The organism is Enterococcus sp. AZ149, from assembly GCF_051714285.1.
Lineage (GTDB): Bacteria > Bacillota > Bacilli > Lactobacillales > Enterococcaceae > Enterococcus_D > Enterococcus_D entomosocium.
This window is the reverse complement of record NZ_JBIORO010000001.1, coordinates 2759378-2775632: the sequence shown is the minus strand read 5'-3', so window position 1 is coordinate 2775632 and position 16255 is coordinate 2759378. Positions and strand designations below refer to the sequence as shown.

Annotated in this window: 18 protein-coding genes; 13 read left to right on the top strand and 5 right to left on the bottom strand. The window is 44.3% G+C overall.

Annotated features, from left to right (window positions below; all coding sequences use genetic code 11):
* The first annotated feature begins 13 nt into the window (after window positions 1–13).
* Window positions 14–931: a LacI family DNA-binding transcriptional regulator gene (locus IGI94_RS12830; RefSeq protein WP_016612730.1), complete on the top strand. Its 918-nt coding sequence runs from the start codon at window positions 14–16 to the stop codon at window positions 929–931.
* A gap of 60 nt (window positions 932–991) precedes the next feature.
* Here IGI94_RS12830 and IGI94_RS12825 read toward each other — a convergent pair whose 3' ends face one another.
* Window positions 992–1765, bottom strand: coding sequence for a MerR family transcriptional regulator (locus IGI94_RS12825; protein ID WP_016612729.1), 774 nt, complete (start codon window positions 1763–1765; stop codon window positions 992–994).
* 114 nt (window positions 1766–1879) lie between these two features.
* Here IGI94_RS12825 and IGI94_RS12820 point away from each other — a divergent pair, with 114 nt between their 5' ends.
* The 5 genes from IGI94_RS12820 to IGI94_RS12800 all read left to right on the top strand — a co-directional run bounded on the left by IGI94_RS12820 (window position 1880) and on the right by IGI94_RS12800 (window position 7714).
* The gene (locus IGI94_RS12820; RefSeq protein WP_005234118.1) at window positions 1880–2761 is read left to right on the top strand and encodes an HAD-IIB family hydrolase; all 882 of its coding nucleotides are present in this window, start codon (window positions 1880–1882) and stop codon (window positions 2759–2761) included.
* Window positions 2748–3104: a DUF1827 family protein gene (locus tag IGI94_RS12815; protein WP_008380681.1), complete on the top strand. Its 357-nt coding sequence runs from the start codon at window positions 2748–2750 to the stop codon at window positions 3102–3104. The genes IGI94_RS12820 and IGI94_RS12815 overlap by 14 nt, the downstream gene beginning before the upstream one ends.
* 244 nt (window positions 3105–3348) lie before the next feature.
* Complete coding sequence (locus IGI94_RS12810; RefSeq protein ID WP_005234120.1) at window positions 3349–4815, top strand: nicotinate phosphoribosyltransferase; 1467 nt, start codon at window positions 3349–3351, stop codon at window positions 4813–4815.
* Between the two features lie 62 nt (window positions 4816–4877).
* The gene (gene nadE / locus IGI94_RS12805) at window positions 4878–5702 is read left to right on the top strand and encodes an ammonia-dependent NAD(+) synthetase (protein WP_016612726.1); all 825 of its coding nucleotides are present in this window, start codon (window positions 4878–4880) and stop codon (window positions 5700–5702) included.
* Between the two features lie 191 nt (window positions 5703–5893).
* Window positions 5894–7714: an LTA synthase family protein gene (locus IGI94_RS12800; protein WP_005234123.1), complete on the top strand. Its 1821-nt coding sequence runs from the start codon at window positions 5894–5896 to the stop codon at window positions 7712–7714.
* A gap of 67 nt (window positions 7715–7781) precedes the next feature.
* Here the strand turns inward: IGI94_RS12800 and IGI94_RS12795 are convergent, their stop codons facing one another.
* Together IGI94_RS12795 and nrdI are read right to left on the bottom strand one after the other, a co-directional pair.
* A complete protein-coding gene (locus IGI94_RS12795) occupies window positions 7782–9431 on the bottom strand; it encodes a MutS-related protein (RefSeq protein ID WP_438899852.1) in 1650 nt (549 codons plus the stop codon).
* Between the two features lie 41 nt (window positions 9432–9472).
* Window positions 9473–9922, bottom strand: a complete 450-nt coding sequence (gene nrdI, locus IGI94_RS12790; protein ID WP_005228511.1) for a class Ib ribonucleoside-diphosphate reductase assembly flavoprotein NrdI — start codon at window positions 9920–9922, stop codon at window positions 9473–9475.
* 135 nt (window positions 9923–10057) lie between these two features.
* Here nrdI and gloA2 point away from each other — a divergent pair, with 135 nt between their 5' ends.
* Window positions 10058–10435, top strand: coding sequence for an SMU1112c/YaeR family gloxylase I-like metalloprotein (gene gloA2 / locus IGI94_RS12785; protein ID WP_429960199.1), 378 nt, complete (start codon window positions 10058–10060; stop codon window positions 10433–10435).
* Between the two features lie 93 nt (window positions 10436–10528).
* The gene (locus IGI94_RS12780; RefSeq protein ID WP_005234129.1) at window positions 10529–11095 is read left to right on the top strand and encodes a GNAT family N-acetyltransferase; all 567 of its coding nucleotides are present in this window, start codon (window positions 10529–10531) and stop codon (window positions 11093–11095) included.
* Window positions 11096–11099: 4 nt separating this feature from the next.
* Here the strand turns inward: IGI94_RS12780 and IGI94_RS12775 are convergent, their stop codons facing one another.
* The gene (locus IGI94_RS12775; protein ID WP_005228514.1) at window positions 11100–11621 is read right to left on the bottom strand and encodes an LURP-one-related/scramblase family protein; all 522 of its coding nucleotides are present in this window, start codon (window positions 11619–11621) and stop codon (window positions 11100–11102) included.
* A gap of 39 nt (window positions 11622–11660) precedes the next feature.
* On the bottom strand, window positions 11661–12530 hold the full coding sequence (locus IGI94_RS12770; protein ID WP_016612723.1) for a Cof-type HAD-IIB family hydrolase: 870 nt from the start codon (window positions 12528–12530) through the stop codon (window positions 11661–11663).
* 132 nt (window positions 12531–12662) lie between these two features.
* Between IGI94_RS12770 and IGI94_RS12765 the strand changes: the two genes are divergently transcribed.
* From IGI94_RS12765 to IGI94_RS12745, 5 genes are all read left to right on the top strand, one after another.
* The gene (locus IGI94_RS12765; protein WP_005234138.1) at window positions 12663–13352 is read left to right on the top strand and encodes a uracil-DNA glycosylase; all 690 of its coding nucleotides are present in this window, start codon (window positions 12663–12665) and stop codon (window positions 13350–13352) included.
* Window positions 13353–13493: 141 nt separating this feature from the next.
* Window positions 13494–14477, top strand: a complete 984-nt coding sequence (gene pta, locus IGI94_RS12760) for a phosphate acetyltransferase (RefSeq protein WP_008380699.1) — start codon at window positions 13494–13496, stop codon at window positions 14475–14477.
* 215 nt (window positions 14478–14692) lie between these two features.
* Window positions 14693–15166: a tRNA (adenosine(37)-N6)-threonylcarbamoyltransferase complex ATPase subunit type 1 TsaE gene (gene tsaE / locus IGI94_RS12755; RefSeq protein ID WP_034872118.1), complete on the top strand. Its 474-nt coding sequence runs from the start codon at window positions 14693–14695 to the stop codon at window positions 15164–15166.
* Window positions 15159–15683: a GNAT family N-acetyltransferase gene (locus IGI94_RS12750; protein ID WP_016612720.1), complete on the top strand. Its 525-nt coding sequence runs from the start codon at window positions 15159–15161 to the stop codon at window positions 15681–15683. Before tsaE ends, IGI94_RS12750 begins: the two co-directional genes overlap by 8 nt.
* A 16-nt stretch (window positions 15684–15699) precedes the next feature.
* On the top strand, window positions 15700–16215 hold the full coding sequence (locus IGI94_RS12745) for a GNAT family N-acetyltransferase (protein WP_034872117.1): 516 nt from the start codon (window positions 15700–15702) through the stop codon (window positions 16213–16215).
* Window positions 16216–16255: the final 40 nt, after the last annotated feature.

Sequence of the window (16255 nt, the reverse complement as noted above, 5' to 3'; positions counted from 1 at the left end):
GGAGCAGTGAGTCATGGCAAACATTCGGGATATTGCACGCTTGACTGGCTATTCGGTCTCAACGGTTTCACGAGTCATTAATAACAATCCGTATGTCAGTGAAGAAAAGCGTCGTAAGATCCTGGCTGTCATGAAAGAGGTCAACTATATTCCAAATTACACCGCGCGGGCATTGAGTGTTGGCAAAACCCAAAATATTGGTGTGATTCTGCCATTTGTCAATCATCCGTACTTCGATCGCTTGTTGAGCGGCATCACAACAGCAGCGTTTGCTCGGGGCTATAAGGTTACGCTTTTAGCCACGAACTATGATCCGCAAGTAGAGGAAGCGTATTTGCAAGAATTTGCGGCGAAAAGCTTTGATGCCTTGATCATTGCCTCGCGGGCGAATCCGATCGAAACCTTATTGCCTTATCGTTCTTACGGTCGCATCGTCTTTTGTGAGAATATCTCGTATTTGACTGACGGTTGCACCTATATTGATCGAGAGGAATCGATCAAAGAAGTCTTTACGTATTTTAAGGAACAAGGTATCCAGAAAATTGGCGTGACATTGGGACGTAGCCGCAAGCTCAGCAGCAATTCAAAAATCACGGTCCGTTTGGCTCATGACTATTTTTCGACTTTTTCCGAAGACTTGATCTTTTGGGATTGTTTGACGGAAGAAGATGGCAAAGAAGCAGCTGCTTATTTTGCAGATAAAGGGATCGAAGCGATTTTCACCAATGGGGATCATGTTGCTGCTGGGATCCAGTCACAGGCGCCGGGAGAATGGCTCGTGATTGGACGGGACAATTTATACATCAGTGAGCTGCTACAGCTTTCAACGATCGATCATCACTTGCAAGCTTGCGGGGAGACTGCCGTCCAATTGGCGATAATGGAAAAAAGCGGCAACTATCGCATGTCCTATGAGTTCATCAAACGATAGCATAGACGAAACGATGCGCAAACAGTGCCCCTGAGCGGGCAGTGCTTGCGCATCGTTTTTTTAATGGGATTTGGTGTAATGGTCAATGATCTGTTTCAACAGCTGCGCGCTGCCGACGCCTGCTTTTTGATCGTAATAGGCGGTAAAACGCTCGTCTTGAACGTACATTTCCCCTAAAGATCGGTGATATTCTGCTGAGTAAAAGGGCGCTGCTTGTTTAAGCCATGCTTGATGCGCAGCAAAAGCCATTTGGGCTTTGTCAGAAGGGATTCGTTTCCCTTCCTTTTCAGTCAATAGCTCTTTTAACAGCTGTAATAAGCGGTTTTCGTTGTCGGTCAGTGCTTGATAATTGACTTGGGTCATCTGCTGCCACTTTTGGTTGCTTTTTTCGATGATCTCCTCACCGTAGGTTTCTCGTAACTCGGCACCGTAGTTTGCTTCGTTTTCACGAATTTTTTGTTTCTTAAAATAACTGAATTTCTCTTGATCGGTCATCGTCTTTTCTCCTTCATAATAATCAATTGTTTGCGCTAAGGTGGTCAAAAGACTGTCCAGGGCTGCTCGCTCTTGTAAAAGCTGTTGGTAATGCTGCAACAAGACCGTTTGGATCGATGCTTGCGGCTCATCCAAGATCCCGCGGATCGTTTCTAATGACAGCCCAAAAGACTTAAAATACAAAATCTGCTGTAGGCGATCGACTTCCTGTCTCCCGTAGATACGGTAACCAGCTGAGTTGGTGCGTTGCGGTTGTAACAACTTGATCTGATCATAATACCGCAGGGTACGGCTGCTGACTCCTGACAGTTTGGCTAAGGCACTGATCGTATATTCCATCGGCTTTTCCCTCCTTACACCTGTATCCTAAAGGTTGACGTAACGACAAAGTCAAGAAAATTTTTTTGCGTTTTTTAAAATGTGCTATAATTATAACAAAGAAAGGAAGATAAGATGCAAATAGTTTTTTCTGATATTGATGGGACGTTTCAAGAAATGGGGCACCCGATTCATGAGATCAATAAAGAAGCCATCCGTTGTTTGCAAGCCCAAGGGGATCACTTTGTGTTTGTCACAGGGCGAGGATTTGAGCTTGTTCAAGATATGATGGCGGAAGAAGGCCTTTCCTGCGATGTGATTTTCGGAAACGGCGCCGGTCTGATGATAAAAGGAGAAGCGCCTGTTTTGACGCATACCTTACCCTATAAGACATTGGCACAAGTGATTGGTATCTTAGAGACAGAAGCGGTTTTTTATTTCTTACATACTGACCATGGCATCATTTCCCCACAAGCGCATTTGTATGAAGCGCAATTTCAAGAAAGCCGTAAGCAGTTACTCGCGGAGTTAGGGGAGCGAGGGCAAATCATCGCTGACTACAAATACGAGTTCTTCTACAACGAATGCCTTCATAAAGACGACGTGTTGCAGTTTATGAAGGAACATCCAGAGATAAAGGTCATCAAAATCGAACTGATGGAAGCGTCAGACGAAAAAAGAGAACGGCTGCGGGCGATGATCCAGTCAGAAACGGCAGCGATTTTTCAATCCTTTGTCCAAACACTGGAAATCGTTGATCCATTGGCGACCAAAGGTGCGGCGATCCGTAGCTTTTTAGAAGCTTTTCCCGCTGCCAAAAGCTACGGGATCGGTGATGGTGAAAATGACCTTGCGATGTTTGAAGCGGTGGATGTTTCTTTGGCTGTAGCAAATGCCAGCCCAGCGATCAAAGCAGTTTGTGATCGAACCATTGAGCGCGCGGAAGACGGCGGTGTTGGCCGCTTTATTTTAACAGAATTAGTTTCGAGAGAGGATGTTGTGCATGAAGTTGATTGAAACCCCAGTAAACCAAAATCTAAATATGGAAACTTTTTACCCGAACATCTCCAAGTATCTATTCGACAAAATAGCGATCAAATACTATAAATTGTATTCGCTTGATCGGACGCAGATTCTCTATGTGGATAGTTTTGATACGATTTCTTTAGTATTGATCAACAATAAAAAGAAAATCAGTCGGGAAGAAGTCGATACAGCGATTCATCGTTTGCTGAAGGTCGATCGCAAAGACGTGACCGTCAATATCAATATTCGTAAAGAAATGGAAGCAAGAGGCATCACCTTTTCTAAACCGAGAAAAGATGTCATTCTTGTTCAATTGCCTGTGAAAGAACACTAGTTGAAAGAAGTTGGGACATGCACGTTGCAAGAGCAATCAAACGTTGAACAAAGGGGCGACCTTATACGAGCGCGCAAATAATGCGCAATAAGTAGGAGGCTGACCCATGCTTTGGAGCAATTTGTTCTCAGATGGATTGCCTTGTACTGGCAAAAGCCCAACTTTTTTTTGAAAAAACAAGTTTTTCTGTCTTTTGTGTTTTTTTTGCTATAATGAGAAGAAGTAAGCTAGAGGGAGTAAGAACATGCAGAAATTATTTAAAGATGACAGCTTGACGCTGCACACCGATCTCTACCAAATCAACATGATGCAAACCTATTGGGAGTTAGGCAGAGCCGACCGTAATGCGGTGTTTGAATGCTATTTCCGTGACATGCCTTTTGAAAATGGCTATGCGATCTTTGCCGGTCTGGAACGTTTGATCGATTATTTGAACGATTTATCCTTTTCAGAAACGGATATTGCCTACTTGCGAGAAATCGGCGGCTACCCAGAAGCCTTTTTAGAGTATCTAAAGGAGTTCAAGTTTGCTTGTACCGTTCGTTCAGCGTTAGAAGGCGATTTAGTCTTCAACAATGAACCAATCATTCAAGTAGAAGGGCCGTTAGCACAAGCGCAGCTGATCGAAACAGCGCTACTGAATATGGTCAATTTCCAAACCTTGATCGCCACGAAAGCGGCCCGCATCAAATCCGTGATCGGCACGGATCCCTTGTTGGAATTTGGTTCACGTCGGGCACAAGAATTGGATGCAGCCATTTGGGGGACCCGAGCGGCTTATATTGGCGGAGCGGATGCGACGAGTAATGTGCGGGCAGGGAAGATTTTTGGCATCCCAGCCAGCGGAACCCACGCCCATTCCCTCGTGCAATCCTACGGCAATGACTATGATGCATTTATGGCGTATGCCCAAACCCACAAAGATTGCGTATTCTTAGTCGATACCTATGATACCTTGCGTTTAGGTGTGCCAAATGCGATTCGTGTGGCCAAAGAGATGGGGGATAAGATCAATTTCTTAGGTGTGCGGATCGACAGCGGCGATATGGCCTATATCTCGAAAAAAGTCCGTGAACAGTTGGATGAAGCGGGATTCACGGAAGCCAAAGTCTATGCTTCCAATGATCTAGACGAAAATACGATTCTAAGCTTGAAAATGCAAAAGGCGAAAATCGATGTATGGGGTGTCGGCACCAAGCTGATCACCGCTTACGATCAACCGGCATTAGGTGCGGTTTATAAACTGGTTGCCATCGAAAATGAGCAGGGAGAAATGATCGACACCATCAAATTATCCAGCAATGCCGAAAAGGTTTCGACCCCTGGGAAAAAACAAGTCTGGCGGATCACCCGTAAATCGGACGGCAAGTCAGAAGGCGATTATGTCACGCTATGGGAAGAAAATCCGCAAGCAGCAGACGAACTGTTCATGTTCCATCCTGTTCACACTTTTATCAACAAAACAGTGACGAACTTTGATGCGCGACCATTGTTGCAAGATATCTTTGTAGATGGCCAGCAAGTGTATCAAGTACCTGACTTAGAACACGTCAAAGCCTATGCGACGAATTGCTTGGATTCCCTTTGGGATGAGTACAAACGTGATTTGAATCCACAGAAGTACCCAGTTGATCTCTCGCAAGAATGTTGGGATCATAAAATGCGGACGATTGAAAAAGTACGCAAACAAACCAATGGCGCGATTTTGTAATCCGCAACTGCGCTGGTCCTAGGATCAGTCAGCTGCTTCAAAAAATAAGAGGAGGCGTTTCTATGACCATGCAACAAGAAATTATCAAAGAATTAGGAGTCTTACCGACCATCGACCCGAAAGAAGAAGTTCGTAAGAGTATTGATTTTTTAAAGGCGTATCTGCAAAAGAATTCGTTCTTGCATACGTTTGTCTTGGGGATCAGTGGTGGGCAAGATTCGACATTAGCTGGCCGGATCGCGCAATTGACGATGGAGGAAATGCGCAGTGAAACCGGGAATCCCAACTATCAGTTCATAGGGGTACGCTTACCTTATGGGGAACAAGCAGATGAAGAAGATGCAAAAAAAGCCATTGAATTTATCAAACCAGATATTGAGCTGCGGGTAAACATCAAAGCCGCCGTCGATGCCCAAGTGCAAGCGGTGGAAGAAGCAGGCTTAGCGGTTTCTGACTTTAATAAAGGCAATATCAAAGCCCGTCAACGGATGATTACGCAATATGCCATTGCGGGTGAAAAAGCAGGAGCTGTTCTGGGTACGGATCACGCTGCTGAAAATATCACCGGCTTCTTTACGAAATACGGCGATGGCGGTGCCGATATCTTACCACTGTTTCGTTTGAACAAACGCCAAGGTCGTCAACTCTTGCAATACTTAGGCGCGCCAGAAGCGTTGTATACAAAAGTCCCAACTGCGGACTTGGAAGATGGCAAACCTTTAGTGGCAGATGAAGCAGCTTTAGGAGTGACCTACAACGACATCGATGACTATTTAGAAGGCAAGGAAATTGCGGCTGAAGCCCAACAAACCATTGAAAACTGGTGGAACAAAACGCAACACAAACGCCACTTGCCAGTCACGATTTTTGATGATTTTTGGAAATAAACGAAACCAGTGATTGAGTTCCATTCGGATAGAAAGAAGAGTCTAGGGGGCAAGAAACCTTAGACTCTTTTTTATGAGGGTTGCTTTCTTTAAAAATAACAAAAGCTTCTTGCCCTGGCTTTACTTTCTTGTCTTGAAAGCATAAAATACGAGGGTACCTAGAACGTGTAGAAAAGGAGGAATGTTCCTTCGTGAAAATAAATAGCCATCCTTATCTGAAGATCGCATTAAAAGGCATCGCCATCGTCCTGTTGATCATTTTCAGTAATTTATATTTGCAATGGTGTCAAAACAATCTTTCCGTTGAATTAGCCTTGAAATTTGCCTTTTCGTGGCATACAGCAAAGTTTTTCTTGGCTTGTGGGGTGCTACTGCTGGTGTATGGGGTGTTTGCCAGCTTGGCAGGTTCGGTACTGATTGGGGGCATCTTTTATAGTGTAGTCATCGGAATCTTAGGGTATGCCAACCACACGAAGATGGTCTATCGCCAAGAACCAATCTATCCCGATGATTTAAAGATGGTCACTCAATTCGACCTTCTACGAACTATGATCGGCAATGGCGCCTTTTTCTTAGCCATCCTCTTCGCTCTGGTGGCGATCGGAGCGATCGGCTGGAGTATCTATCGCAGCCGCAAATTAAACCGGCGTTTGCAAGTGATGCGAGGAGCGGTGCTGGTCGTATGCTCGCTGGGCTTAGTCTATGTTTCACACTTCAACGACAGCAACAACCTTTTACGCAAAGCCTACAATCAGACGGCGCTCTGGATTCCGTATTCACAAAAAATGAACTACTACAATACGGGATTTATCGGTGGGTTTTTGTACAACCTGCGGGTAGATGCCATGACGAAGCCTGAGGGGTATTCAAAAGAAGCGATCCAAGCGATTGCGGACACCTACAATGCACAGGCGGCGGAGAAAAATCAAGACCGTGAAAGTGAAGCACCAAATATCGTCTATGTGATGAGCGAGAGTTTTTCCGACCCGAGCCATTTAAATGGCTTATCGATCACCGGCGATCCGTTGAAAGACTATTACCACGTCGCCGATCAAACCATCAGTGGAAAAATGCTTTCGCAAAATTATGGAGGCGGTACGGCAAACATCGAGTTTGAAGCGTTGACTGGTTTTGCCATGGGCCTATTGAATCCACAGATGACAACGCCTTACACGATGCTAGTGCCGAAATTGACGCAACTGCCATCCTTGGTTTCTTTCTTGGAACAATCAGGGTATACGGCAACGGCGATCCATCCTTACGATACATCGATGTACAAACGCAAGGATGTCTATGGGGTGATGGGGTTTGAACAGTTTATCGATCAAGATACGATGACCTATACCGACAAAATCGAAAATAATCCTTATATCTCTGATGAGGCGGCCTACAAAGAAGTGCTGGCTTTGTTGGAAAACGATCAGCAACCGCAATTTGTCCATTTAGTGACGATGCAGACCCATATGCCTTATGCTGGCAAATACGATACGTTGAATTACCAAGCGAGCGGTCCGGGCAATATGGCTTCTTTGGAAAACTACCTGCAGGATATCTCTTATAGCAGTACAGCGTTGAAAAACTTTGTGGCTGAATTAGAGCAGCTGGATCGGCGAACGCTGGTCGTCTTTTGGGGAGATCATTTACCAGGCATTTATGACGATGAGATCAAGGATCAAAATGAAACGGCTGCCCTGCATGAAACCGAATTTTTGATGGTTGATTCGCAAGGGAATTTTGCGCCAGAAGATGTACCAGTAACAAGTCCTTTTTATTTTGCGCCGAACCTATTAGAAGCCAGTGATCAACCAACCAGCGGGTTTTACCAGTTGTTGTTGGCCTTGCAAGATGAGTTGCCGGCTTTTGAACTGGGTCAATATTATCAAGAGGGACAATGGCAGACGACTCTTGCGTTGGATAAAGAAGCCCAAGAAATCTATGATGCCTACAATTTGATCCAATATGATGTGCTACAAGGAGAGCAATACAGTTTAACGACTGGTTTGTTTGACTAAATGAAACATAAAATAGCGCCTTATCCTGTGACTGACACTGGGATAAGGCGCTTTTGTTTGTGTGAAGTTATAATTCCTGCCATTTACGATTTTTATCAAAATCATTGGCGGCGGCGTAGGCGTCTTGAACGATCGTTTCAGGGTAGCCCATGACTTTTAAGAGGGCGATCGCGTTGCGGCTCAAGGCAGGACCGGATTTGACCTTGTAATCAAAGGAGATGCCGTCATCTTCCGTGACTTGTTCAGAAAAATGAATGTTGCGGCAATCATTTTTCAAAATTTCAGTCAGCTCAATATCATGGGTAGCGACAAAGGCCAATGATGGGTAGGCTCGCAACCAATGGATGATGCTGGCAGAAGAAGCGATTCGTTCCACCGTATTGGTTCCTTTTAAAATCTCATCAACAAAACAGTAGCAGCGCTGTTTCGTGGCAACGGTATCTAGCAGGCGTTTGATGGATTTGATCTCCGCCACGAAATAGCTGTCGCCTTCAAATAGATCATCTTCGACAGCCATCGAGGTAATGACGTGACCAGGAACCATCGTAAAGGTTTCAGCTACTGCTGTCTGGATCGTTTGTGCCAAAATACAGTTGATGGCGACACTTTTGACATATGTCGATTTGCCTGAGGCATTGGAGCCAGTTACAAGGGTATTGTGGTTCCAAGTGACATCATTCATGACTGCTTCACTCAGAAGGGGATGATACGTACCCGTTGCTTCTACACCTCCGCTTGTTTGGAAGGTCGGTAGGCAAGTGATGGGCATATACGTGCGAAAATTTAAAATGGCGGCTGCGACTTCCAATTTTCCCAGCAAATTCCACAGATCGATGGCTGCTTGTTGGTGTTTGGCCAGAGTAGTGGTGACCGTTTGATAGGAAATAAACGGCAGCATAAAAATGATATTGATGTATTCAAACAACATGTCTCCTTCGCTGCCGTTTTTGGCACGAAACGAGAAAGCGAAACGAGTGATCTTCTTTAATGGTGCCAAGGATTGTTTGATCTCATCTTGGAGGGGCGTGTTGATTTTAGCGATCTGACTGCCACAGGCAATCGTTTGAACCAAATAGCGCATGCTGTTCAGTTCTGTTTCCAGCTTGGCTTTTTTGATAGAGTAATAGATCGTATTGAAAACGACACTAATCAACGTCAACAGGAGGCCTTGGACAATCCCCAGCAGGAGCAGCAAGATGCCGACTAATGGCAGCACACCTAAAAAGACAAAGAACGGCAGAGAACCGATCGATTGCGCCGCTTCATTGGCCAAGTAGGCTTTCGAAAAATTATCATCTTGTTTTCCTAAACGAGCAAACGTATATTGGGATTGTTCGCGTGCGGCACTGTCAGCAGCAAAAAAGTCGATCAATTTGGTCAGCTGTTTGTCCGGCTTGAAGTGGAAATTGCGTAATTGCTGGTACAACGCTTCTGAACCAACACTGGAAAACGTCAGATTAATGGACTCAAACAACGAAAAGCCATCCAAGTCATACCAAGTGATGTCATCGACCTCGCTATCAAAATCGTGAAACTTCTTCTCAGTCAGCCAAGCTTTTTTCAAACTCGCTTCTTTATCAAAGCGGGGCTGACGGGGAAGTTTTCCCCAAGCAAGCCGAACGTAACGGCGTACTTTGTATCGATTCCAGATATCTAGTGCGGTCAAGATGAGAATGCTGGCGAGTATGATCAAAATGACCATCGTTTGTGGTTCCATATGCAAAAGTCCTCCTAATGGCTAATGAATGCTGGCTAAAGCTAAGTGTTGCTGTGGGCAGGATCGATTTCTTTTAAACAAGCATAGATCCGTTCAATATCTTGGGTCGTGCCTCGCAGCTCGAAATCCGCTAAGAACGGAATCGAAAATTGTTCCGCATATTGCTTTGCGGTCAAGCAATATTGATAATTAAAGTTTTTGTTGCCGCTGCCGATCACGCCTAAGCAAAGAGCGGCGTTGTTTTCATAGTCAATGTATTCCCGCATGGTTTCTGTAAGGATCTCCTGATCGCCGTTATCGACGCCGTTTCCACCTTCTAAATAGGTAGGGACAAAAACCACATAAGGTTCGTCTTCTTGTTCAAAGACACTATTGTCATGAATTTCTTTGGCTTCCCAAGTGCTCGGTGTGTCTTGCTGATCTGCATAGGCCAACAAGCGGTTGACGAATGCACGGGTATTTCCAGAGATTGAAATATAAAGTAGTTTCATTTTTTTATCACCTTCCGCTTTCTAGTATAACAGAAACCATTTATGAAAAGAGGAGAACTTCGGCAGTCTTTTCTAGTAAAATGCAGCCAAAGGCTTTAAACTGAGAGAGGAGTCCAATACAAAGGAGTGGCAATAATGTTTTCAAAAATGCATCATGTGGCGATCATCGCTAGTAATTACCAACAGACCAAAGAGTTTTATGTAGAAAAATTAGGCTTTGAAGTGATTCGTGAACATGCGCGCCCAGAAAAGAAAGATGTAAAAATCGACTTGCGCTTTGGGGAATCAGAAATAGAACTGTTTGTGGTGGAAAAACCACCAGCAAGACCAAGTTTTCCCGAAGCAGCCGGCTTGCGACATTTGGCCTTTGCGGTGGAAAATATTGAAGCAGTCGTAGCGGAGTTAGCCACTAAAGGGATTGTGTGCGAACCGATTCGTTTTGATACCTTCACCAATAAGAAGATGACCTTTTTCCAAGATCCAGACGGCTTGCCGTTGGAATTACATGAATAAACAAGGAAGACTTTGTGTTGATCCTTTGTCGATTCAACTTGGTTTTTCTTGAGAGAATTGTTATTCTATGTATAGAAGCAAGGAGGAAAAAACGTGATAAGATTTGCAAAAGAAGAAGATCGTTTTGTCATGGCTGAACTCGTTTTAGTCATTTTAAAGGACATGGAATTGCCGTTTGTCAAAGAGATCGGAGAAGCCAAGACCTTAGAGATATTGGCAGATGCCATGCTAGAACCCGATTATCGTTACGGCTTTCGCCGTGCGCTAGTCAATGAGATCGACGGAGAAGTTGCTGGCGTCGCCTTTGGATATCCAGACAAAGAAGAGGCGACGATCGATCAGCCTCTAGATAAAGTGCTGGAACAGTACGGTTTGAGTAAAGACATGAAGCTGTTTATCGATGAAGAGACTTTACCAAATGAATGGTACTTAGATACCATCTGTGTGGCTGAGAAATTTCGGGGCAAAGGCGTCGGCTCAGCCTTGTTAGAAGCATTGCCGAAAATTGCTTCTAGAGATGGTTATGAGGTGATCGGCTTGAGTGTTGACCGAGCAAATCCCCATGCGAAGCGGCTCTATGAAAAGCACGGATTTGAAGTCGTGGCCCAAAGAGAGATCAGTGGCCATCTTTACGACCATATGCAAAAAAGAACCAGCTGATTTTTCAGCTGGTTCCATTTGTTAGTCGAAGCTCAAGAGGATGGTCTTTTTTGCGGTGCCGATTGTACAGCCAGTAATCCATGACGGCCGCAATACAGATGCAGACCGGCGCATCCCGGTCATCGACAACATCCAGTACATAATAATCCCCCGTCAACAAGGTCGCTTTGTCCATCTCCATAATCTTTTTATTGAAATGATGGATCCCATAGCGATGATTATAGATATCGCCGTGGACCGCCCAGTGAAGCTGCTGGATATAGTAGAAATCACCTGGCCAGTTAAAGATTTTTTGCAGTGTACCGACTTTCTCAAAGTCTTTGTAGATCTCAAAGCGTGTACCAAAAGTAAAGCTGATTTGTTTGATACTAGCGACCATTTGCCCATTTAAACGGTAAAGGGAGAGGGCATCGCCCTTGGTTCCCCAACGTCCCACCATCAAAAATAGTGATTTGCCTGTTTCATCTTTGACAATGGTTCGTGTGACTCTGCTAAGTTGCCTATCTTGGATGAAAAATTCTGACATACTTACGCCTCCTCATGTATCCCCAAAAAGCTGCGTGGTTTAAAGATTTTCATCAATTGCCCGAACGATTGCTTTGCCGACACCAGCCTCAATATTGGTGTCCGTCAAATACTTCGCGACTTCTTTTACCTCTAACTCGCCATTTCCCATTGCAAAACTAACGCCTGCCAGTTGCAGCATACTTACATCATTTAAGTTGTCACCGATCGTCATCACTTCCGCCAGTGAGATCATCCGATCTTTGGCGACATGTGCCACTGCGATTCCTTTTTGCGCGTTTCGGTGGTTGATCTCAATATTGTTTTGTCCAGAAGAAGTCACCACTAAATCGCCGTACCCATCGATGATTTTCGTGATAGGACCCAATACCCGCGCACCATCTTGATGGAAGCAGATCACTTTCAAAAATTCTAATTCTTCGATCGAAAACAACTCACTGAAATCATCGACATAATTGATCGGTAAAAATTCTAAACGGGCAGCTGTCATAGCAATCGCCATCTTATGAGTGAGATGGGGCATTGCTTCTGCCGTATGGATCGCAAAATTTTCGATCCGACGTGTCTGACTTTCCGAATAGATCCCATTGCTCGTTGAGACCTCAAAATAGATGTCGTTTTCTTTTAGTAGGTCGATCAACGAACGAGTTTGTTCATGGCTGATCGGCACAGTAAATAATGAATTACCCGCTTCGTCATAGACTTGGGCCCCATTCAAGGTGATCATTGCACAGTCGATCCCGGCTTCTTGCAGCGGCGGCAATGCCTCTTTACGGTTACGGCCAGTTGCGACCATAAATTCGATTCCTTTGGATTGGGCATATTTGATTGCTTGGATATTTTCTTCTGAAATCTGCATACTGGCATTTAAAAGCGTACCATCCATATCAGAAGCAATTAATTTGATCATTGTCAGCGTCCTTTCTTAATCGTTTCTACAAATAGTGTACCATAAATCACGGATTTTTTTTCTTTCGAAGAGTAATTCTTGTTTCTAAGGGGAGGGATTTGTTATCCTAGAAGAAAACAAAGGAGATTCGCCATGAAACGACTATTGGACAATGATTGGCAAGAACAATTGCAGGAATCATTTGAGCAACCCTATTACCAACAACTACGGGCTTTCTTGAAACAAGAATATGCCCAGCAAAAGATCCATCCAGCGATGGATCATATTTATGAAGCACTTAAACTGACACCATACCATGACGTAAAAGTTGTCATCTTAGGTCAAGATCCTTATCATGGCCCTCACCAAGCCCACGGACTGTCGTTTTCCGTGCAGCCGGGGGTCAAAATACCGCCTTCCTTACGCAATATTTACAAGGAATTAGCCGATGACTTAGGGATTGCACCTGTGTCCCATGGCTATCTTGTGCCATGGGCGCAGCAAGGGGTCTTATTGTTGAATACCGTATTGACGGTACGTGAGGGACAAGCCTATTCACATCACGGGCATGGCTGGGAGCAGCTGACAGATACGATTATCGAAAAATTGAATCAACGAGAAAAACCGGTCATTTTTGTGCTTTGGGGCAAACCCGCTCAAAAGAAAGCCGCTTTACTAGATACCAGCAAACATATTATTATAACAGCGCCTCATCCAAGTCCGTTGTCGGCACATCGAGGATTCTTTGGTTCAAAGCCTTTTTCTAAGATCAATCAAGCGTTGCTGGCATTAGGGGAAGAACCGATTTCTTGGGCGTTACCGGAAAAAATAACACAGTTGTAAAACTGTATTATTTAGAACTGATGATTTTGTGAAAAAGGTAACGATATTTAAAATAATCGACTAATACAGGATTTTTATCTGTTCTTTTTTTCGCAGTTATTGTACAATGGAAGGGTATAAAAAAACTGGAGGTCTTTACCCGTGGAATTATTCGAAAGTTTAAAATTTAAAATCGTGCGTCGTCATATCAAAATCGTTTTTCCAGAAGCAACAGATCCTCGTATCTTAGGTGCTGCTAGCCGTCTACGTTCAGAAGAATTGATTGAACCCGTTTTGATCGGTAACCCGGTTGAAATCGAAAAAGCAGCAGAAGCTCGCGGAATCAACGTATCAAACTTTGAAATTTTAGATCCTGAAAATTATGATCGTTGGGATGAAATGGTTGAAGCTTTTGTGGAACGCCGCAACGGCAAAGCAACGAAAGAACAAGCAGAAGAAATCTTAAAAGATGTCAACTATTTCGGTACAATGTTGACTTACATGGGCATTACTGAAGGAATGGTTTCCGGAGCGATCCATTCTACGGGTGATACAGTAAGACCCGCTTTACAAATCATCAAAACAAAACCAGGTGTGAGCCGTACAAGTGGTGCTTTCTTAATGGTTCGTGGTCGTGACCAAGAAAAATACTTGTTCTCAGACTGTGCCATTAATGTAAACCCAAATGCACAAGAACTAGCAGAAATCGCTGTTGACTCAGCGAAAACCGCTGAATTATTTGAAATCGATCCAAAAGTTGCTATGTTAAGCTTCTCAACGAAAGGTTCTGCGAAAGCACCGGAAGTAGATAAAGTCGTTGAAGCAACAAAAATCGCCAAAGAATTGGCACCAGAATATCAAATCGATGGAGAATTGCAATTCGATGCTGCGTATATCTCAGCAGTTGCGCAATTGAAAGCTCCTGAATCTGAAGTAGCAGGTAAAGCAACCGTCTTTGTTTTCCCCGATTTACAATCAGGAAACATTGGCTACAAGATCGCCCAACGTTTCGGTAACTTTGAAGCGATTGGACCAATCTTACAAGGGTTGAACAAACCAATCTCTGATTTGTCCCGTGGTTCAAATGAAGAAGATGTCTACAAATTATCAATCATTACTGCGGCACAAACATTAATGGAAAAATAAGCAGCCTATCGCTGCACTTATGAAAAACTGATCCGTTGAGGGTCAGTTTTTTGTTTTGCTTTTGGAAAGTTGAGGGCAACAAAGCAGGGGGCGTCCATATGAATCAACGATCCAGTGGTCGTCGGGAAATTTTCCTTAAGCTCCTTCTTTACAATTCCTTGAAAAACAAGCTATACTAGCAACTAGTAAATTAGATTGATCAAAGGATGGGGACTATGTTTACCATTAACGACTTAGAAGCAACCGCAGCATTTGCAAAAATCATTGGAGAAGTAGCCGAGCCAGGGGATAATCTGGTATTGACGGGCGACTTGGGTGCTGGCAAAACAACATTGACGAAAGGCATCGCCTTGGGGTTAGGGATCGAGCAACTGATCAAAAGTCCGACCTATACGATCATTCGTGAATATACCAATGGGCGGATGCCCCTGTACCATATGGATGTCTATCGGGTGGAATACGGTGCAGAAGATTTAGGACTGGATGATTATTTCGAAGGGGATGGCTTGTGTGTGATCGAGTGGGGCAATCTCTTAGAAGCCTCCCTGCCAGAGGATTATTTAGAACTGATTTTGGAAAAAGATGATACAGATGGACAAAAACGTCTTGTGAAATGTCATGCATATGGCACCAAAGCAACCGCCTTTTTGCAACGGATCACAACCAAATGGCAGGCAGCCCATGAGTGAGATCCAATTACAGATCAAAGAAGCTAAGGGTGCTGATGCGAAAGCCGTGTTAGCAGTCAGTCAACAGCTAGGAGAAGAAACGGATTTTCTCTTAATGGACGAAAGCGGCTTGGCGTTGCCAGAAGCCCTATTGGCAGAACAGTTGGATGCTATCTATGAACGGGAGGACTATTTGCTGTTGTTGGCATTTGATCAAGAACAATTGATCGCCATGGCATCAGTCAAAGGCAACGAAGAGTGGCAATTAGCCCATGTCGGGGAGATCGGTATCTCGATTTTAAAAGACTATTGGGGCTTGGGCTTAGGTTCGCTCCTGATTGAAGAATTACTGGACTGGGTAGTAGAAGTTGGCGAATTGACCCGCATCGAGTTGACCGTCCAAGCGAGAAATCTACGAGCGATCCATCTGTATCAAAAATTTGGTTTTTTAACAGAAGGCTGCATGAAAGAAGCAGTGCAAACCCGCGAGGGGCAAAAAGTTGATGTCTTGATGATGGCACGTCTTTTTGAATCATAAAAAAGGAGTGAAGGAAATGGAGTTTCGGGAACCGACGATCGCAGACTGCGATCAAATCGAAGCGTATCGGCAAGCGTTCGAGAAGAATCAAGAAGTCATCCATGGTGGGGCAGGACTTGTAGAAAGTCCGACAGCCAAAGACTGGCTAAAGGGATTGGCGGATTTTAAAACAGCAGAAACAGTACCAGAAGGATTCGTTCCCGCCCGTACCTATCTGGCTATCCAAGATCAAAAAGTGGTCGGTCTCTTGAATCTGCGTCTGACACTTAATGCATACTTGCGCCAAATTGGCGGACACATCGGGTATTCGGTGCACCCAGATCATCGAAAGCAAGGCATCGGCTCGGCAATGCTGGCACAGTCATTGGTAAAGGCCAAACAATTTGGCTTGAACAACGTGTTAGTAACCTGTGAAGAAGCCAATCGCGCCTCCGCCAAAGTCATTGAAAATAACGGCGGTAAACTAACCGAAAAAGCCATTGATCCTGAAGATGGCGCTGTAATCTGTCATTATTGGATCGACCTGACCTGAAATGAATGCTTCCTTAAATGAAAACGTGCGTCCTAAAGTC